At 61.5% G+C, this 18,836-nt stretch carries 19 protein-coding genes and 1 pseudogene; 15 read left to right on the forward strand and 5 right to left on the reverse strand.

Features of this window, described 5'->3' with window-relative positions:
• Positions 1-50: 50 nt before the first annotated feature.
• From NKJ08_RS20965 to NKJ08_RS20985, 5 genes are all read left to right on the forward strand, one after another.
• A complete protein-coding gene (locus NKJ08_RS20965; protein ID WP_352528711.1) occupies positions 51-872 on the forward strand; it encodes an enoyl-CoA hydratase in 822 nt (273 codons plus the stop codon).
• A 9-nt stretch (positions 873-881) separates the two neighbouring features.
• Complete coding sequence (locus NKJ08_RS20970; RefSeq protein ID WP_352528713.1) at positions 882-1,304, forward strand: VOC family protein; 423 nt, start codon at positions 882-884, stop codon at positions 1,302-1,304.
• A 76-nt stretch (positions 1,305-1,380) separates the two neighbouring features.
• The gene (locus tag NKJ08_RS20975; RefSeq protein WP_352528715.1) at positions 1,381-1,902 is read left to right on the forward strand and encodes a CoA-binding protein; all 522 of its coding nucleotides are present in this window, start codon (positions 1,381-1,383) and stop codon (positions 1,900-1,902) included.
• Positions 1,903-2,052: 150 nt separating this feature from the next.
• The gene (locus NKJ08_RS20980) at positions 2,053-3,333 is read left to right on the forward strand and encodes an O-acetylhomoserine aminocarboxypropyltransferase (RefSeq protein ID WP_352528717.1); all 1,281 of its coding nucleotides are present in this window, start codon (positions 2,053-2,055) and stop codon (positions 3,331-3,333) included.
• The gene (locus NKJ08_RS20985; RefSeq protein ID WP_352528719.1) at positions 3,333-3,689 is read left to right on the forward strand and encodes a cupin domain-containing protein; all 357 of its coding nucleotides are present in this window, start codon (positions 3,333-3,335) and stop codon (positions 3,687-3,689) included. The genes NKJ08_RS20980 and NKJ08_RS20985 overlap by 1 nt, the downstream gene beginning before the upstream one ends.
• 158 nt (positions 3,690-3,847) lie before the next feature.
• On the opposite strand, the gene NKJ08_RS20990 is transcribed toward NKJ08_RS20985, so the two are convergent.
• Positions 3,848-4,300: an LVIVD repeat-containing protein gene (locus NKJ08_RS20990; RefSeq protein WP_352777514.1), complete on the reverse strand. Its 453-nt coding sequence runs from the start codon at positions 4,298-4,300 to the stop codon at positions 3,848-3,850.
• Positions 4,301-4,358: 58 nt separating this feature from the next.
• Between NKJ08_RS20990 and NKJ08_RS20995 the strand changes: the two genes are divergently transcribed.
• The 3 genes and pseudogenes from NKJ08_RS20995 (at position 4,359) to NKJ08_RS21005 (ending at position 6,330) form a co-directional block, all read left to right on the forward strand.
• Positions 4,359-4,958 (forward strand): hypothetical protein, encoded by a 600-nt coding sequence (locus NKJ08_RS20995; protein WP_352528723.1) that lies wholly within the window; start codon positions 4,359-4,361, stop codon positions 4,956-4,958.
• A gap of 96 nt (positions 4,959-5,054) precedes the next feature.
• Positions 5,055-5,288 (forward strand): hypothetical protein, encoded by a 234-nt coding sequence (locus tag NKJ08_RS21000; protein ID WP_352528725.1) that lies wholly within the window; start codon positions 5,055-5,057, stop codon positions 5,286-5,288.
• A gap of 142 nt (positions 5,289-5,430) precedes the next feature.
• Positions 5,431-6,330, forward strand: a pseudogene (locus NKJ08_RS21005) (LysR family transcriptional regulator).
• Positions 6,331-6,494: 164 nt separating this feature from the next.
• Here NKJ08_RS21005 and NKJ08_RS21010 read toward each other — a convergent pair.
• Entirely contained in the window at positions 6,495-7,742 is a 1,248-nt protein-coding gene (locus NKJ08_RS21010) for a cytochrome P450 (RefSeq protein WP_352783152.1), read from the reverse strand.
• 97 nt (positions 7,743-7,839) lie between these two features.
• Between NKJ08_RS21010 and NKJ08_RS21015 the strand changes: the two genes are divergently transcribed.
• Positions 7,840-8,943: an NAD(P)/FAD-dependent oxidoreductase gene (locus tag NKJ08_RS21015; RefSeq protein WP_352528729.1), complete on the forward strand. Its 1,104-nt coding sequence runs from the start codon at positions 7,840-7,842 to the stop codon at positions 8,941-8,943.
• Positions 8,944-8,947: 4 nt separating this feature from the next.
• Here the strand turns inward: NKJ08_RS21015 and NKJ08_RS21020 are convergent, their stop codons facing one another.
• The gene (locus tag NKJ08_RS21020) at positions 8,948-9,538 is read right to left on the reverse strand and encodes a hypothetical protein (RefSeq protein WP_352528731.1); all 591 of its coding nucleotides are present in this window, start codon (positions 9,536-9,538) and stop codon (positions 8,948-8,950) included.
• 346 nt (positions 9,539-9,884) lie between these two features.
• Here NKJ08_RS21020 and clpP point away from each other — a divergent pair, with 346 nt between their 5' ends.
• The 4 genes from clpP (at position 9,885) to NKJ08_RS21040 (ending at position 15,255) form a co-directional block, all read left to right on the forward strand.
• A complete protein-coding gene (clpP, locus tag NKJ08_RS21025; protein WP_352528733.1) occupies positions 9,885-10,514 on the forward strand; it encodes an ATP-dependent Clp endopeptidase proteolytic subunit ClpP in 630 nt (209 codons plus the stop codon).
• A gap of 305 nt (positions 10,515-10,819) precedes the next feature.
• Positions 10,820-12,094: an ATP-dependent Clp protease ATP-binding subunit ClpX gene (gene clpX, locus NKJ08_RS21030; protein WP_352528735.1), complete on the forward strand. Its 1,275-nt coding sequence runs from the start codon at positions 10,820-10,822 to the stop codon at positions 12,092-12,094.
• A 281-nt stretch (positions 12,095-12,375) separates the two neighbouring features.
• Positions 12,376-14,787 (forward strand): endopeptidase La, encoded by a 2,412-nt coding sequence (lon, locus tag NKJ08_RS21035; protein ID WP_352528805.1) that lies wholly within the window; start codon positions 12,376-12,378, stop codon positions 14,785-14,787.
• Positions 14,788-14,982: 195 nt separating this feature from the next.
• Positions 14,983-15,255, forward strand: a complete 273-nt coding sequence (locus NKJ08_RS21040; protein ID WP_023674657.1) for an HU family DNA-binding protein — start codon at positions 14,983-14,985, stop codon at positions 15,253-15,255.
• An 88-nt stretch (positions 15,256-15,343) separates the two neighbouring features.
• Here the strand turns inward: NKJ08_RS21040 and NKJ08_RS21045 are convergent, their stop codons facing one another.
• Positions 15,344-16,366, reverse strand: a complete 1,023-nt coding sequence (locus tag NKJ08_RS21045; RefSeq protein ID WP_352528737.1) for an aldo/keto reductase — start codon at positions 16,364-16,366, stop codon at positions 15,344-15,346.
• Between the two features lie 184 nt (positions 16,367-16,550).
• On the opposite strand from NKJ08_RS21045, the gene hxlB reads away from it, so the two are divergent.
• Positions 16,551-17,117 carry a 6-phospho-3-hexuloisomerase gene (gene hxlB / locus NKJ08_RS21050; protein ID WP_352528739.1) on the forward strand — a complete coding sequence of 189 codons (567 nt, stop codon included), beginning with the start codon at positions 16,551-16,553 and terminating at the stop codon, positions 17,115-17,117.
• Between the two features lie 5 nt (positions 17,118-17,122).
• Positions 17,123-17,866, forward strand: coding sequence for a creatininase family protein (locus tag NKJ08_RS21055; protein ID WP_352528741.1), 744 nt, complete (start codon positions 17,123-17,125; stop codon positions 17,864-17,866).
• Positions 17,867-17,913: 47 nt separating this feature from the next.
• On the opposite strand, the gene NKJ08_RS21060 is transcribed toward NKJ08_RS21055, so the two are convergent.
• Complete coding sequence (locus tag NKJ08_RS21060; RefSeq protein ID WP_352783158.1) at positions 17,914-18,831, reverse strand: carbohydrate ABC transporter permease; 918 nt, start codon at positions 18,829-18,831, stop codon at positions 17,914-17,916.
• Positions 18,832-18,836 lie beyond the last annotated feature (5 nt).

Raw genomic sequence — 18,836 nt, forward strand, 5'->3', positions numbered from 1 at the left:
GCATACTAGATTAGTCCATCACCGATCCCGAACTCGCGGAGTAACGACCCATGGCCGAAATCGTCGCCATCAAGCCGGCCCTTGCCGAAGGGCCGGTCGTCTCCGGGCTGGACAACGGCGTGCTGCGCCTGACGCTCGCCAATCCGCCGGCCAACGCTCTTTCGCTTGCAATGATGGCGGCGCTGACGGCGGAACTCGACCGCGCCGAGGCCGACAAATCCCTCCGCGTCATAGTGCTTGGGGCGGCCGGCAAAGTGTTCTGCGCCGGGCACGACCTCAAGGAGTTGAGCACGCACCGCGCCGATCCTGATCGCGGCAGGGCTTTCTTCGAAGAGACGTTTTCCGCCTGCGCCGCGCTGATGCAGGCGATCGTTCGCCACCCAAGACCGGTGATCGCCGAAGTCGATGGTCTGGCGACGGCGGCCGGGTTGCAGCTGGTCGCCAGCTGCGATCTCGCCATCGCCTCGCACGAGGCGACCTTCTGCACGCCTGGCGTCAATATCGGCCTGTTCTGCTCGACGCCGATGGTGGCGCTGTCGCGCAACGTCTCGCGCAAGCACGCCATGGAGATGCTTTTGACCGGCGAGACGATCGATGCGGCAACCGCCAAGGAATTCGGCTTGGTCAACCGCGTCGTGCCGCGCGAATATCTGAATCAGATTGTCACCAAATACGCGCAAACCATTGCGTCCAAATCGTCCTTGGTCGTCAAGATCGGCAAGGAAGCCTTTTATGAGCAGGCCGAGATGGGGCTGGCCGACGCCTATGATTACACTGGGCGCGTCATGGTCGAGAACATGCTGGCGCGCGATGCGGAAGAGGGCATCGGCGCCTTCGTCGGCAAGCGCAAGCCGGAATGGCCGGAGGAATAGGAGGCGGATATGGAACCGCGCATCTCCATCATCACCATCGCCACGGACGATCTCGACCGCGCCGTGCGCTTCTACGAGGCGATGGGCCTGAAGCGCCATGCCGGGATCACCGAGGGCGTTGCCTTCTTCCAGATGGGCGGCGCCATTCTCGGCCTGTTCCCGCGGCAAAGCGCCGAAGAGGATTCAGGCGTGACCTTCAGCAAGGCACCTTCGGCCGTCTACCTCGCCTACAACACCCGCTCCGACGCCGAGGTCGACGAAGTGCTGGCGATGGCCGAGAAGGCCGGCGGCCGTATCGTCAAGCCGGCTGGCCGCGCATTCTGGGGCGGTTGGTACGGCTATTTCGCCGATGCGGACGGGCATGTCTGGGAAGTGGCGCACAATCCGGCTTTTCCGATCGCCGAAGACGGATCGATTTCCCTGCCGGGCTGACGACGTTCTCCCTGGCCCATTGCAAGCCACTTGCTCGGCTGTTGGCACCTCACTCTGAAGCGCTGTATGACGAGGCATGAACCACGACAGCTACGACAATGCCTACATCGCCGGCATCCTCAATTCGGTGAAGACCATCGCCATGGTCGGCGCGTCCGCCAATGACGTGCGGCCGAGCTATTTCGTGCTGAAATATCTGCTCGGCAAAGGGTTTTCGGTGTTTCCGATCAATCCCGGCCAGGCCGGCAAGGAGATCCTCGGCCAGATGACCTATGCCAGGCTCGCCGATGTTCCCCAGCCGATCGACATGGTCGACGTTTTTCGCGCTTCCGCTGCCGTACCGGGCATTGTCGACGACGTGTTGCGGCTCGATCCGCTGCCGAAAGTCATCTGGATGCAGCTTGGCATACGCCATGACCAGGCGGCCGCGTGCGCCGAAGCCGCCGGCATCAAAGTGGTGATGAACCGGTGCCCCAAGATCGAATATGGCAAGCTGTCTGGCGAGATCGGCTGGACCGGCGTCAATTCCGGCGTTTTGTCGTCGAAGAAGCCGCTGATGCGGCCGGGGTTCCAGAGCTTCGGCGTTCGCCAGAAATAGAAACGCAATTAATTTCCGGCTCTGTCGGCATTTTCCGGCTAGCCCATTCGCAGATCACGCGCGGAGGGGCATTTTCTTCTTTGCATTCGGAGCTGAGCTCCGCCAAGAATGCGCCGCGCTTTTCAGAAGGTTTAAAAGGGAAGGTTTTCGATGGCCCGCACGCCCGGTTTCAACACGCTCGCCGTCCATGCCGGCGCCAAGCCGGATCCGGCGACCGGCGCGCGAGCGACGCCGATCTACCAGACCACCTCCTTCGTCTTCGACGATGCCGACCATGCCGCCTCGCTGTTCGGGCTGAAGGCGTTCGGCAACATCTACACCCGCATCATGAACCCGACGCAGGCGGTGCTGGAAGAGCGCATCGCCGCGCTTGAAGGCGGTACGGCAGGCCTTGCCGTCGCCTCCGGCCATGCCGCGCAGGTGCTGGTCTTCCACAACCTGATGCAGCCGGGGGACAATTTCGTTTCCGCGACAAAGCTTTACGGCGGCTCGATCAACCAGTTTGGCCACGCCTTCAAAAATTTCGGCTGGCAGGTGCGCTGGGCCGACACCAACGATATCTCGACCTTCGAGAGCCAGATCGACGACAAGACCAAGGCGATCTTCATCGAAAGCCTGGCCAATCCGGGCGGCGTCTTCGTTGACATCGAGAAGATCGGCGACATTGCCCGCCAGCACGGCCTGCCGCTGATCGTCGACAACACGCTGGCCTCGCCCTATCTGCTGCGGCCGATCGAGCATGGCGCCGACATCGTCGTGCATTCGCTGACCAAGTTCATCGGCGGCCACGGCAATTCGATCGGCGGCGCCATCGTCGACGGCGGCACCTTCGACTGGTCGAAGTCGGGCAAATATCCGATGCTGTCGCAGCCGCGCCCCGAATATGGCGGCCTCGTCCTTCACGAGACCTTCGGCAATTTCGCCTTCGCCATCGCCGCCCGCGTGCTCGGCCTGCGCGACATCGGCGCGGCGATTTCGCCGTTCAACGCGTTCCTGATCCTGACCGGCCTGGAAACCCTGCCGCTCAGGATGCAGCGCCATTGTGACAATGCAGTCACCGTGGCCGGCTGGCTCTCCAACCATCCCAAGGTTGCCTGGGTGTCCTATCCCGGCCTGCCCAGCGACAAAAACAATGCGCTGCAGAAGAAGTACTCGCCGCTCGGCGCTGGCGCGGTGTTCACCTTCGGCCTAAAGGGCGGCTATGCGGCGGGCATCAAATTCGTCGAGGCGCTCGAGCTGTTCTCGCACCTGGCCAATGTCGGCGACACCAAGTCGCTGGTCATCCACCCGGCATCGACCACGCATCGCCAGCTTTCCGACGAGCAGAAGATTAACGCCGGGGCAGGTCCGGACACCGTCAGGCTTTCGGTCGGCATCGAGGACGTTAACGACATCGTCGCCGATCTGGAACAGGCCCTCGTCAAGGTTTGATGGCCATGACCACGCCGAAATTTCTTTCCGTCGGCGTCGACACCGTCGAACCGGAACTTGGCGCACCGGCGCCGGATCGCCTGATTTCGGGCGATCCGAAATTCCGCACCTGGAACGTCGAGGAACAGGACGGCGGCCTCTATGCCGGTGTCTGGGAAGCAACGCCCGGCAAATGGCGCATCGAATATGACGAGTGGGAGTTTTGCCACATACTGTCGGGCGTTTCAGTGATCGCCGAGAAGGGTGGCGAGGCGCGCACCGTCAGGGCCGGCGACAGTTTTGTGCTCAGGCCGGGCTTTAGAGGAAGCTGGGAAGTGCTTGAAACGACGCGCAAGGAGTATGTGATCAAGCTTTGATCTCGCATCGCGCCGGACTTTACAAAAGGCGATCGATGTCCGTGTCGGAAAATCCGTATCCGCTCATCATGTCGCGGTGCCATGAAACTTCCCAGCAAATCATGACTGCCTCCGCTTCAGCGCTCAGACTAAGGCCTCATTCAGGGTGAATGTGACCGTCACGTTCGATCCGTTTCCGGCCGCGGGCCGGTGTAGCGGAGAATCCAGAGCCCCTGGTTCTTGTCACTTATGTAAATGAAGCCGCGCCGGTCCACGACCACGTCCTCGGTCTGAACAACCAGCTTGTCTTCCGGCATAGGGCCGTAGCGTCGGACTGGCTCCGGCGGGATGAAGTAGCCGACCTCGCGCGGAAGCCGAGTATTCGAGACGTCGTAGACCCTGAGCCCAGCGTTGAAGTGCGCGATGTAGAACAGATCGCCTTGTTTCTGGACATCGGGATGATGCTGGTGGTGGTTGATGTTGTGCGGCCCGCGCCAGCCGCCACGAGTTGTGAAATCCGAATAGGGAGCGCCTTCGGGTGGCACGGGTTTCGGGCAACAGCGACAGCAGGAAGGGTTCACTGGAATCGGAAATATCGACGATCGACGCGTGATGCATCGGACCACGTCCATAGGTGACGTTCTCCGAATTGGCGAAGGCAATGCCGCGCTCTGGAATCGGCAGCACGCTATGCACACCGAAGCGCGAATGAAACGGAGGGCTGAAGCTCAGGCCGCCGACCTGCCTCGGCTGGGAGACGTCGCTGATATCGAGCACAATGATACCCGCCGCACCATAAGGCAAATAGACAAGATCGCCGGTGACATAAGGCGGGCCGTGCAGCGAGACATCCTCGCCCGTGCTGGCGCAGAAGGCGCCGCACATGCATTGCGGCTTCAGTCGCAACCGGTAGCGATCGGCGGTCTCCTGGTCGGCGGTGGGCTTCGCGGCTGCAAAGCTCTCGCCGCCGGCCTCGTGCTGGCCCGGCACCCACCAGCGTCCGGCTTCGCGCGGACTCGAGCGATCCGAAACATCGAGGATGACGTAGATGTTGCCCCTGTAACCCGGCATGCCGGCGGCAAGGTGGACATAACGTCCACCGGGATAGAGGTTGCGATGCGTGCCGTTTCCGCCGGTACGGTAGTGACTGAGTTGTTTCGGATTGATGGGGTCGGCGATATCCCAGATCAGAACGCCTTCGCCAAACGGTGCGTCGGGGTCACCGCCGAAATGAGCAAAGGGCTTTTCGAGGGCGGTCACCATCGTGTCGCCGGACAAATCTATTTGTAGAGTCCAGGTATTCGTGCCGCGATAGGGCACGAACTTGACCGTCTCGGGCTTGGCCGGGTCGGTCACATCCACGATGCTCCAGCCGGAGTGCCAGAAATGCCCAGTGTAGAGATACCAACGTTCGCCAACCTGCCTGATCGCCATTTTGAAGGCTGGGCGATGATCGAGATCGGTATAGCCCACTGCTTCGACATTGTGGGCGAAAGCGCCAGGGGGCGCTGGCGACGAAGCTGGAACGGGTTGGGCAAGCGCCTCGCAGACAAGACCGGATTGAGATGCCGCCGCGATCGTCGCACCGATGAGTGGCACTTTCAGCATCTGGCGGCGTGAAATCTCGGAATCTTTCAAAGCGCGTCTCCCGGATTTTGCAGCTTTCCGGATTTTGCAGATTCCGATACTTTCCGTCCAATATCGTTTGAGCCATGAGTAATTCTATTTGGGAAATTAAAGGCTGAAGATGAACCACAAGCTGATGCGGTCCTTCCTGGCCGTCGCCGAAGAGCTGCATTTCGGGCGCGCGGCGGCGCGCTTGCATATCTCACAGCCGCCCCTGACAAAGCAGATCCAGCAACTGGAACAGGCGATGGGTGTGCGCTTGCTGGAGCGCACCAAGCGCAAGGTCGAACTGACTGCGGCGGGGCGTGTGTTCCTTGATGAGGTTAGGGCCGTGCTTCAGCAGACAGAGCAGGCGGTGGAGCTTGCTCGCAAAGCCGATCGTGGCGAAACCGGCCATCTTGCTGTCGGATTCATCGACGCGGCTATCTACAGCGTGGTGCCTTCTGTCGTCCAACGCTTCACCAAGCGCTATCCCGAGGTCGAGTTGAGCCTGACCGATCTGCGCATTCCCAATCAGGTCAGGGCAGTGGCCGAACGCCAGCTCGATATCGGTTTTGTTCATCCTCCCGTCGTTCACGAGGCATTGAGGGTCGAAAGCATACTGGTCGAACCCCTGATCGTCGCCTTGCCGGAAACGCATCGGCTGGCCTCGGAAGCAGAGGTCGCGCTGGCCGACCTGGCCTCCGAAGCGTTGATTCAGTTCCCGCGCAGCATCAGTCCATCCCTCTATGACGAGATCGTCGGGCTGTGACGTTCATCCGGGTTCAGCCCGAGGATCGTTCGAGAAGCAACGCCCAAGCAGACAATTATCGGACTTGTATCCGTCGGGCTGGGCGTCTCGCTGCTGCCCGCCTGTCTGCAAAATTTGCGCCGGAGCGGCGTCGTTTATCGCCCTATCCAGGGACGAACCTTGTCCATCGACACTTCAATCATCTACCGGCGTGAACAACCCTCGCCGGTGCTGAAGGCCTTCCTCGACATCGTCCGCGAGACGACGCAAACAGATTCAAATCCGGTCTCTCTTCAAGCTTCATGACCGAATTTCTATCGCCATCCGGAGATTGTTATGTGTGAGGTCCTGCTTCCGGTTAGCTTCATCGTTCGATCAGCGATTATTTGGCACTCGCGACCTTGAGATGTTGCCTATTTGACCGGAATTCGCCGGAGCAGGCTTTCGAAGCCTGTCGTCGGAAGCCGTCCTCAGATTCTGACAGCAAGCGTTTCCAGCCCGTGGAAATGATACGTGTCGCGGAAGCGCGGCTGTTCCGCAAGACGAAGCCGCGGTAGCCGCTCGAACAAGGTTTTCAGCAACACCTGCAATTCGAGCCGAGCGAGCGGTGCGCCGATGCAGAAATGAATGCCGGCGCCGAACGACACGTTCTTCTGGTCCGCGCGGTCCGGCCTGAAGGCGAAGGGCTCGGTAAACGCAGAAGGGTCATGATTGGCCATGCCAAGCAGCAGCCCGATCGTCTCGCCCGGTGGGACGATGATCCCCGGCCCGGCCTCGACCGCGTGATAGGCGTAGCGCGTGAACATGTGCAGCGGCGCGTCGAAGCGCAGGCATTCTTCGACAGTCGCTGCGGTGGCCTCCGGCGAGGCGAAGAAGCGGCGCGGGTCGCCGCCTTGCGCAAGGATCGAACGCACCGCATTGCCGGTCTGGTGGACAGTTGCTTCATGGCCGGCATTGAGCAAAAGAATGGCCGAGGACACCAACTCGTCCTCCGAGAGTTTTTGGCCGTCCTCCTGTGCCGCAATCAGCAGGGACAGAAGATCCTCGCCGGGCCTCTTCCGCCGCTCAGCGACGTAGCCGCGCAGGAAATCGGAAAAGTCGCGTGCGGCCCGGTTGGCCGTCTCCTCCGTCGCGCGGGTGCGTCCATGCATGTACATGGTGACCATTTGATGCGACCAGTCGAGCAGTTGCGGTCCCATTTCGACCGGCACGCCGAGCATTTCGGCTATGATGGTGATCGGCAGGGGAGCGGCGAAGGCCGGCAGCAGGTCGACTTCTCCTGGCTCGAAACGGTCGATCAGTTCGTTGGCCAGCGCTTCGACACGCGGCCTGAGCCGCTCGACCTGGCGCGAGACGAAGGCGCGGTTGACCAGCGTTCTCAGTCGCGTGTGGACAGGCGGCTCCAATTCCAGCATCGAATTGGCTTCGACGCCGTCGAAAGCGCTGAGATGCGTACGGTTCTGGCCGATGCCTCGGCTGTCCGGAATGCCGGCCGGGTTCTGGCGGCCGAAGCGGCGATCGCGCAGCAGCCGGTTGACGTCGTCGAAGCCGCCAAAGCACCAGAAGCCAAACTCCTCCCAGAAGAAGACATTCGATGCGCCATGCAGGAAGGCGTAGGCCTCGTATGGATGCTGGAAGAAAGCAGGCTCGTGCGGATCGAGCCGCAGGCTGCGCGTGGCTGGATCAAAGGCAAGGCAGGGTGGTTTCAATTCGGTCATGCCAGACCATTAGCGCGGCTTGCCAGTCTGGTGCCAGACCGTATGTTGGCCCTCCCGTGAGGTGAGCAGCGGAAGCGGTTGCGGAAGGACGGTTTTCATGAATGTGATCGTGGTCGGTGCAGGCATTGCCGGGCTTTCCACGGCGTGGTCTCTGGTCAAGGCCGGTCACCTCGTCTCGATCGTCGAGCAGGGACCGATCCCCAATCCGCTTGCCGCGTCCGGCGACCATCATCGCATCATCCGCCGCGCCTATCGCGCCGGAACGGGCTATGGCCGGCTGATCACCGAAGCCTATGAAGCGTGGGACGAGATGTGGGCCGATCTCGGCGAAAGCCATCTCGACCCGCGCGGCTTCATCTGTATTTCGCGCGAGCCGGGCGACGAGGCCGAGGAATACCGCGAAGGGCTGGAGGAGGGGAACTATCCGTTCGAGCTGCTCGAGCCGGACGCCGCGGTCGAACGCTGGCCGTTCCTGCAGCCCGGTTCGTTCCGCTATGCGTATTTTTCGCCGGACGGTGGCGCGTTGCACTGCCGCAAGATCGCCTCGGGCCTCGCCAGATGGCTGCGCGCGAACGGCGCCAATGTCTACGAAAACAGCAAGGTGGCCGAGATCGACGCCGAGGCCGGACATATCGTGCTTGCGAGCGGCGAAACGATGCAGGCCGACCGGATCGTCGTCGCTGCCGGCGCCTGGGTGCTAAAACTATTCCCGGAGCTCGATGGGGAACTGAAAACCTGGCGCACCGCGCTCGCCTATGTCGAGCCGCCGGCGGATCTGAAAGAGGCGTGGCGGGCTGCACCAGTTGTTCTCGACATTGGCGGCAGTGTCGACGGCTACGTGATCCCGCCCTCCGGCGGCGCCGGCATGAAATTCGGCTCAGGCCTGCACAGGGTGCCAACCAGCGACGCCGACTGGAACCGCCAGCCGGTGCCGGGCGAAGGCGAGGCGATCCGCAACCTGTTTTCGCCGCCGATCGCGCACATTGAGGAGTACAGGGTCACCGAAGTGGTCACCTGCGCCTACACCTTTACCGCCGACGAGAAGTTCCTCGCGCATCAGAAAGACAAATGCCTGATCGTCTCGGCCTGCTCCGGCCACGGCTACAAGTTCGGCGCGGCGGTCGGCCGGCGCGTTGCGGCTTGCGTCGGCAATGGCGATGTCGCCGGCCTGAAGAAGTGGCTCAGGGCCGAACTGGCCTGAGCGGCTAATGTTGGCAATGCCTCGGAATATGCACGCGCCGCCAGCTGGATGAGCCTTCCCTGACCACCACGCGTCGGGCCACCGTCCGGTAGGAAGCGGGCACGTCGATGATGCGCCGTTGCTCGGGTCGCACGAGAACCTCTTCGGCGACGCTCTCATACTCGGCGGGGAGGACGACGCGCCGCCGGCGTTCCGGCTGCACCACAACGATTTCGGCCACGCGTTCATAACGCGCCTTGTGCCTGACCTTGCACAGCACCTTGCGGCCATTGATGATGCGCCATTCCCAGGAATAACCGCCGTCATCGACCCTCACGGTGCGACAGATGGTTCGGGTGATGGCGGGCACGATCTCGTAGCTGACGCGCGCCGGCGCGATCTGCACCACGCGCTCGCGCGTTCCGTAGATCGGTGCAACATACTCGACCTGCTGGCCGGCGGGACTGACGAGCACATCCTCATAGACCGTGTCGTAGACGGCCGGCCGGTTGAGCTGCTCGTAGCATTCGACCGCGCGTCCGCCGGCCGCCGTTTCGGACGCCATGCCGAGAACGGCGACGCCTGTAATAGCCAAGGAAGCTGTTTTCCTGATCATTGCACTCCCCCTGTTTGAACTGCGTGGAGCGGGTTCAACGTTGGATTGTAGGGCAAGCCGTGACAGGAAAAAGCGGTTTTACCGCTTTTCGTTAAGCGATGCGGTTAAGAAATCGCTAAACAACGGCCAGGCATGAGCGCCCTTCCGGCGGTAGCAGAGGGCTGCCGGCGCGGCGACGGGCGAAACTTGCTTTGGAAGCCTTGATTCGACTTAACCGGATGGCTAGGAGAGGCGGCCTTGCGCTAGGGTGAGCCGGCATCCTATTTACAGAACAACGATCCAGAACCGATTCTGCCCGATTGCAAATCTCCGGCGCCGGAATCCCATCCTCAAAAAGGGATAGTCCATGAAGAACCCCGTCGAAACCTACATGAACCTCGTTCCGATGGTGGTCGAACAGACCAATCGCGGCGAGCGGGCCTACGACATTTTCTCGCGGCTCCTCAAGGAGCGCATCATTTTCATCACCGGCCCGGTCGAGGACGGCATGGCGACGCTGGTCTGCGCGCAGCTGCTGTTCCTCGAGGCGGAGAATCCGAAGAAGGAAATCAACCTCTATATCAACTCGCCCGGCGGCGTCGTCACCTCCGGCATGGCGATCTACGACACCATGCAGTTCATCAAGCCTGCCGTGTCGACGCTCTGCATCGGCCAGGCCGCATCGATGGGTTCGCTGCTTCTCACCGCAGGCGAAAAGGGCATGCGCTTTGCCACGCCGAACGCTCGCATCATGGTCCACCAGCCTTCCGGCGGCTTCCAGGGCCAGGCTTCCGACATCGAGCGCCATGCGCAGGACATCATCAAGCTGAAGCGCCGCCTCAACGAGGTTTACGTCAAGCACACCGGCAAGAGCTACGATGAGATTGAAAAAACGCTCGACCGTGACCATTTCATGACTGCCGACGAGGCCAAGGATTTCGGCCTCATCGACAAAGTCATTTCGTCACGTGAACCGGTCGAAGGCATTGCCCTATAGGCCCGCGGTGGCCCCGCGGTGGCAGTGAGTGGCGGGATCACGCGCTTTTGGCGCGGCTTGCGGCATTTCGGCCACAATTGGCTGTTCCCTCGACGGGTGCAATTGCCTACGTTAAGGCTATGTTGATTTTCGACGGCTTAGCTTTGCGTGGGGTTGTTCGAATCGTTGCCCCGTTTTCCGATTTGTGTTTCGTACGGAATGCGTTGCGAGAGCCGGAACACTGGCGGCGGCGGATTCCCGCGATAGATTGAATTATGCGCCCTTTCAACCAGACCATCGGCGGGCGGCCATGAAAGGACATGAAAATGAGCAAGGTCGGCAGCAACAGCGGCGATTCCAAGAACACGCTTTATTGCTCGTTTTGCGGCAAAAGCCAGCATGAAGTGCGCAAGCTGATCGCCGGGCCGACGGTGTTCATCTGCGACGAATGCGTCGAACTGTGCATGGACATCATCCGCGAGGAGAACAAGACCTCGATGGTGAAGTCGCGCGAGGGCGTGCCGACACCGCAGGAGATCCTCAAGGTTCTCGACGACTACGTCATCGGCCAGCCCTACGCCAAGCGCGTGCTGTCGGTGGCCGTCCACAACCACTACAAGCGCCTCGCCCATGCCGGCAAGAACAACGACGTCGAGCTGGCGAAGTCGAACATCCTCCTGATCGGCCCGACCGGCTGCGGCAAGACGCTGCTTGCGCAGACGCTGGCCCGCATCATCGACGTCCCCTTCACCATGGCCGACGCGACGACGTTGACCGAGGCCGGCTATGTCGGCGAGGATGTTGAGAACATCATCCTGAAGCTGTTGCAGTCGGCCGACTACAATGTCGAGCGTGCCCAGCGCGGCATCGTCTATATCGACGAGATCGACAAGATCTCGCGCAAGTCGGACAACCCCTCAATCACCCGCGACGTGTCGGGCGAGGGCGTGCAGCAGGCCTTGCTGAAGATCATGGAAGGCACCGTCGCCTCGGTGCCGCCGCAGGGCGGCAGGAAGCATCCGCAGCAGGAATTCCTGCAGGTCGACACCGCCAACATCCTGTTCATCTGCGGCGGCGCATTCGCCGGGCTGGACAAGATCATCTCGGATCGCGGCCGCAAGACCTCGATCGGCTTCGGCGCCATTGTCGCTTCGCCCGAGGATCGCCGCACCGGCGATGTTTTCCGCCTGGTCGAGCCTGAGGATCTCTTGAAGTTCGGGCTCATTCCCGAGTTCGTCGGCCGTCTGCCTGTCCTGGCGACGCTCGAGGATCTCGACGAACCGGCGCTGATCCAGATCCTGACCGAGCCGAAGAACGCGCTGGTCAAGCAGTACCAGCGGCTGTTCGAGATGGAGAATGTCGACCTGACCTTCCACGAGAACGCGCTGTCGGCGATCGCCAAGCGCGCCATCGACCGCAAGACCGGCGCGCGCGGCCTGCGTTCGATCATGGAAGCGATCCTTCTCGACACCATGTTCGAACTGCCGGCGCTGGAAGGCGTGCGCGAAGTGGTTATTTCGGAAGAGGTGGTGTCAGGCAACGCCAGGCCGCTCTACATCTATTCCGAGCAGAAGGAAAAGAAAGGCAACGTCAGCGCCTGACGTGAGCCGGCAATGGATTTTTCTGAAACGGCGCCGCAGGGCGCCGTTTTGCTGTCGCACACCGCGTAACGGCGCCGCGTAATGGCTGCAGATTGGAGGGACGGACCGTGTTGACCCTTGATCTTTACCCCCCGTGCCTCCAACTAAAGGCAGAAGGCCGTGGTGCCGAATTCTGTGCTGTAAAACTCCCGTCACAAACGGTGGTAGGCGGAACGATCCCCGGTCGTTAATATGAGATTCGCGGTTGGCCCATTGGCGGCCGCGACATGAAAGGTTGGACAATGGCCAAAGTATCCAAGGCTCCCAGCGACGGCGTTTTCGCAGTCCTCCCACTGCGCGACATCGTGGTGTTCCCGCATATGATCGTTCCGCTCTTTGTCGGGCGTGAAAAGTCGATCAAGGCGCTGGAAGAAGTGATGGGTCAGGAAAAGCAGATCCTGCTCGCGACCCAGATGAATGCCGCCGACGACGATCCAGAGCCCGATGCCATCTTTGATATCGGCACGCTCGCCAATGTGCTGCAATTGCTGAAACTGCCGGACGGCACCGTAAAGGTGCTGGTCGAAGGCGCCTCGCGTGCGAAAATCGTCGCGTTCACCGACCGTCCCGACTTCCATGAGGCCCGTGCTGCGGCGCTGGTCGAACCGGAGGAGGAAGAGGTCGAGGTCGAGGCGCTGGCCCGTTCCGTCGTCACCGACTTCGAGAACTACGTCAAGCTGAACAAGAAGATCTCGCCCGAAGTGGTGGGTGCCGCCAGCCAGATCGACGACTATTCCAAGCTCGCCGACACGGTCGCTTCGCATCTTGCCATCAAGATCCCCGAGAAGCAGGAGATGCTCGCCACGCTGTCCGTCAAGGAACGGCTGGAAAAGGCGATGGGCTTCATGGAAGCCGAAATCTCGGTGCTGCAGGTGGAGAAGCGCATCCGCTCGCGCGTCAAGCGCCAGATGGAGAAGACGCAGCGCGAATACTACCTCAACGAGCAGATGAAGGCGATCCAGAAGGAGCTCGGCGAAGGCGAGGACGGCCGCGACGAGGCCGCCGAGATCGAGGCGCGCATCAAGAAAACCAAGCTCTCCAAGGAGGCCCGCGAAAAGGCGGAAGCCGAACTGAAGAAGCTGCGGACGATGTCGCCGATGTCGGCTGAATCGACCGTCGTGCGCAACTATCTCGACTGGCTGCTGTCGATCCCGTGGGGTAAGAACTCCAAGGTCAAGCAGGATCTGGCCTTTGCCCAGAATGTGCTCGATACCGATCATTTCGGGCTCGACAAGGTCAAGGACCGCATTGTCGAATACCTCGCCGTGCAGAGCCGCCAGAAGAAGCTGAAGGGGCCGATCCTGTGCCTCGTCGGACCTCCCGGCGTCGGCAAGACCTCGCTCGGCAAGTCGATCGCCAAGGCGACCGGCCGCGAGTTCATCCGCATGGCGCTGGGCGGCGTGCGCGACGAGGCCGAGATCCGCGGTCACAGGCGCACCTATATTGGCTCGATGCCCGGCAAGGTCATCCAGTCGATGAAAAAGGCGAAGAAATCCAATCCGCTCTTCCTGCTCGACGAGATCGACAAGATGGGCCAGGATTTCCGCGGCGATCCGTCATCGGCTTTGCTTGAGGTGCTCGATCCCGAGCAGAATTCGACGTTCATGGACCATTACCTCGAGGTCGAATACGACCTGTCGAGCGTGATGTTCGTGACGACGGCGAACACGTTGAACATCCCTGCGCCCTTGATGGACCGCATGGAGATCATCCGTATCGCCGGCTACACCGAGGACGAGAAGATAGAGATCGCCAAACGTCACCTGATGCCCAAGGTGATCCGCGACCACGCGTTGCAGCCGAAGGAGTTCTCCGTCGGCGAGGACGCGATCCGTGGCATCATCCAGACCTACACCCGTGAAGCGGGCGTCAGGAGCCTGGAGCGCGAGCTGATGAAGCTCGGGCGCAAGGCGGTGACCGAGATCCTGAAGACGAAGAAGAAGACGATCAACATCACGGCGGACAATCTTGCCGATTATCTTGGTGTTCCGCGCTTCCGCTTCGGCCAGGTCGAGAGCGACGATCAGGTCGGCGTGGTCACCGGGCTCGCCTGGACGGAAGTCGGCGGCGAGCTGTTGACGGTGGAAGGCGTCATGATGCCCGGCAAGGGCCGCATGACCGTGACCGGCAATTTGCGCGACGTGATGAAGGAATCGATCTCGGCGGCGGCCTCTTACGTCCGCTCGCGGGCCATCGATTTCGGCGTCGAGCCGCCGTTGTTCGACAAGCGCGACATCCACGTCCATGTGCCAGAGGGCGCAACCCCCAAGGACGGACCGTCGGCTGGCGTGGCGATGGCGACGGCGATCGTCTCGGTGCTGACCGGTATCCCGGTCAAGGCCGATGTCGCGATGACCGGCGAGATCACGCTGCGCGGCAGGATTCTGCCGATCGGCGGCCTCAAGGAAAAGCTGCTCGCCGCACTCCGCGGCGGCATCAAGAAGGTGCTGATCCCGGAAGAGAACGCCAAGGATCTGGCGGAGATTCCGGAGAACGTGAAGAGCGGCATGGAGATCATTCCGGTCTCACGGGTTGGCGAAGTGCTGCGCCATGCGCTGGTGCGCATGCCGGAACCGATCCAGTGGGTCGAACCCGTCAATGCGCCGGCGGTGGTGGATGTCGGAGACGACGCTGGCAAATCGCTGGCGCATTAGCTCCTGCTAAAGTTGCAATGCACAAAGAGAGAGCCGGGCCTTGAGCCCGGCTTTTCATGTGAAGAACCCCGGATTTCCGGGCTTTTTTCGACTTTCTTGGCGCTTTTCGACTTGGTTGCCGGAGCGCTTCTTTCTAAAGTCCGTTTCCTGCCGGATGAGTCGAGTGTTCCGGTTTTCTCATGGAAGGGAATTTTTATGAACAAGAACGAACTGGTGTCCGCTGTCGCCGATGCCGCGAGTATTTCGAAGGGTGACGCGCAGTCGGCGGTTGATGCGGTGTTTTCCGTCATCACCGGCGAACTGAAAAAGGGCGGCGATGTCCGGCTTGTCGGTTTCGGAAATTTCACCGTGTCACAACGCGCTGCGTCGACCGGCCGCAATCCGCAGACCGGTGCGGAAGTGAAGATCCCGGCGCGCACCGTGCCGAAGTTCTCGGCCGGCAAGGGCCTCAAGGACGCGGTCAACTAAGCGCCTCCTTAAGTCTTTCAGAGAAAAGAAAAGCCGGCTATCCGGTTTTTCTTTTCTAGGCCCCGCAGGGTCGTTGGAAAAGGCGGCGCTATGCCGTCGGCGCATCCGTGCGCATCAAGCCTTCTTTCTTGAGATCGGCCCACAGCGCCGGTGGCAGCTTCGCGTCGAGCAGCGAGCGATTACTTTCGACTTCGCCCGGCCGCTGGCCGCCGGGGATTACCGACACGACCGAAGGGTGCAGCAGCGGGAACTGCAGCGCCGCCTCGATCAGGCGCACGCCGTGGCGCTTGCAGACGGCCTCGATGCGGGTAACGCGGTCGATGATGTCCTGCGGCGCCTCCGAATAATTGTAATAGGCGCCTTGCTTCGGCCCGGTTGCCAGGATGCCGGAATTGTACGGCCCGCCGAGAACGATGCCGATGCCACGTTGCTGGCATAGAGGCAGGAAAGACTGCAGCGCTTCCTGCTCCAGCAGCGTGTAGCGCCCGGCAAGCAGAAACAGATCGAAATCGCCGCGCTCGGCCAGCGTCTGGGCAACCCGCCACTCATTGATGCCGCCGCCGAACGCCTTGATCACGCCTTGGTCGCGCAACGCCAGCAATCCGTAATAACCGGAGCTCATGAATTCCTGGATGCGCTGGTCCGAGGCTTCCTTGCTGCCATGGGTGAAAATGTCGACATCATGCACGAAGAGGATGTCGATGCGGTCGACGCCGAGCCGTTCCAGAGAGGCTTCGAAGGACCGCATAACGCCGTCATAGCTGTAGTCGTAGACCTCGCGGCGCGACGGCGTGTCGAAGAACTTGCCGATGCCGGTGCGCTGGTCCGGCGGGCAGGCGCGCATGATGCGCCCGACTTTGCTGGACAGCACGTAGTCGTCACGCTTCTTCGAACGCAGGAACGGATTGAGCCGCGTTTCGGCAAGGCCCAGCCCATAGAGCGGTGCGGTGTCGTAGTAGCGGCAGCCGACCCGCCATGCCGCCTCCAGCGTGGCATTGGCATCCTCGTCGGAGACGGCGCGGTAGAGATTGCCGAGCGGCGCCGTGCCGAAGCCGAGCTCGGTGAAATTGATGCCGCCATTGCCGATGCGGTCGAAACGCCGTGTCTTCATATGCTGCCGTTTCCTCATTTGCGATTTGCCGTGACACTATCACGGCTGTGGCGCATCAAAAGCACCGCGTGCCGTTGGACACCGATTTTCGCGGTGATAGCATGAATGAAAACAAGCTGTTCGAGGTAAATGTGACCGAGATATTCAAGTGGTTCTCCTGCACATGCAAGCTGGTGCAAATGTTATGATGGACGCCGGCGGAAACCTGTTTGGGATTGCGCTGAACGAGCTTGGCACCGTGCTGGAGCGCATCGACGAAAGCCGCATCGACGCCGCTTGCGCCATCTTGGCCGAAGCGAGAAAGATCGTCACCTATGGCTGCGGCCGCGAGGCGCTGCAGGTCAAGGGTTTTGCCATGCGGCTTTACCATCTCGGTCTGCCGGTGTCGGTCGTCGGCGACATGATCACGCCGCCGCTGGGCGCGGGCGATGTGTTCCTCGTCAGTTCCGGCCCGGGCGAGACGTCGACCGTGCTGACTTTGATGCAGATCGCGCGCGATGCCGGTGCCGCCGTCCTGCTGCTGACCGCGCAAGCCGGCAGCACTGCCGCAAAGCTGGCCGACTTCACACTGCTTATCCCTGCTCAGACCATGGCCGACGACCAAGGCCCGGAAAAGACATCCGTCCTGCCGATGGGCTCGGTTTTCGAAGGTGCTCTGTTCGTCCTCTTCGAAGTGATGGTGCTGAAGCTCAGGGCTCTGACGGGCGTATCGCCGGAAGCGATGCGCGCCCGTCACACCAATATGGAGTAGGCGTCATGCGCTACGAATTGATGCTGCCGCATCAGATCCGCAAGGCGATCGCCGAGAACTGGCCGGTCGTATTGCCGCTCGGTGTGCTCGAATATCACGGCGAGCACATGGCCGTCGGCATGGACACACTGGCGGTGGTCAAGATCCTGGAACTGTTCAAAACGGAGGCCGAAATCGTCATTCTGCCGCCCTTCTATTACGGCGCGGCAAGCTATGCCGTTGCGGCGCCGGAAGGCAGCGGCTCGGTGCAGGTCGGCGGCAATGTGTTGGCACCATTCGCGGAGGAATTGTTCTACAGCCTGCTGCGCATCGGCTTCCGCAACATCCACGCCATCATTCACCACCAGACCGAGAATTTTGCCGCCGGCATGCCGACCGATCTCGCCTTCAAGGCCGCCGGTCGGCAGGCCATTTTCCGCTTCCTTGAGAAAGAACGCGGCGAAGGCTGGTGGGGCTCTGCGGCGATGGCCGACTATTATGCCGAGCACGCCGAGGGCAGCAATTTCTTCAACTGGGTGCAGGTGCATCCGCTGATGCCGGCTTCAATGCACAGCCAGTACCCGTTCGACCATGCCGGCATCGGCGAGACGTCGCTGATGCTGGCGCTGTGCCCGGAAGCGGTCGATGCCGACCATTTCGCCGACAACACCGGCTGGTACACGGCAAGCGCCCTCGAAGCCTCGGCGGAATTGGGACGACAGGGCGTCGCTATGATCCTCGATCATCTGCGTGCAACGCTTTTGCGCTAGCGCGGCTTTCGCTTCCGCAACAAGGGGAGAAGGGAAGATCGGCCCAGTTACTTCACCGCGCCCGCCGTCATGCCCATGACCAGATAGCGCTCCAGCGCGATGCCGATGACGGCGAGTGGCGTGATGGCGGCGGTGGCGAGGGCCGCCATCGACCACCAGTTGATGCCTTGCGAGCCGGTCTGGCTCGCCACCATCACCGGTATGGTTTTGGCGTCGGTCGAGGTCAAAAGCGCGGCGAAGAAATACTCGTTCCAGCACAGCACCATCGCCAGGATGAAGGCGGCGACCATGCCCGGCAGCGCGATCGGCATGACGATGCGCAAGAAGGCGCCCCAGATCGACAGGCCGTCGACGAGTGCTGCCTCCTCCAGTTCCACCGGGATGGAGTTGAACTGATCGCGCATGATCCAGATGACGATCGGCAGCACCATCAGCGTGTAGAGCAGGATCAGCCCGACGCGCGTGTCGAGCAGCCCGACTTCCCGGTAGAGCACGAGAAAGGGCAGGGCCAGCACCACCGGCGGCAGGATCAGCTGCGACAGGAAGAAGAAGGAAATGTCCTCGTTCCTGAACCAGGCGAACTTGTAGCGGTAGCGGGTCAGCCCGTAAGCGGCGAGGCTGCCGATGACGATGGCTAGGCTCGACGCGCCGACCGAGGTGATGACCGAATTCATGAAGCGCTTGATAAATTCGTCCCGCACCGTCGATGTCCGAAAGATCGAGTCCGGCGAAAGGCCGAGCGAACGCCAGCCTTTCCAGTCGGGCTGGAAGTCGACGAACGGGATCAGATGGCCCTGGGTGACGTCGACCGCGGTCTTGAACGAGGTGGTTATCGTCCAATAGATCGGGAACAGGCAGATGAACGCCCAGAAGATGAGGGCGCCGTAGATGAAGACTCGGTTGGCGAAAAACGCCGCCGGCGAGCGGATTTCGGAGGCGGCATAGTCGGTGGTTTGAACGCTCATTTTGC

The sequence above is a fragment of the Mesorhizobium sp. M0244 genome (assembly GCF_040321795.1).
Taxonomy (GTDB): Bacteria; Pseudomonadota; Alphaproteobacteria; order Rhizobiales; family Rhizobiaceae; genus Mesorhizobium.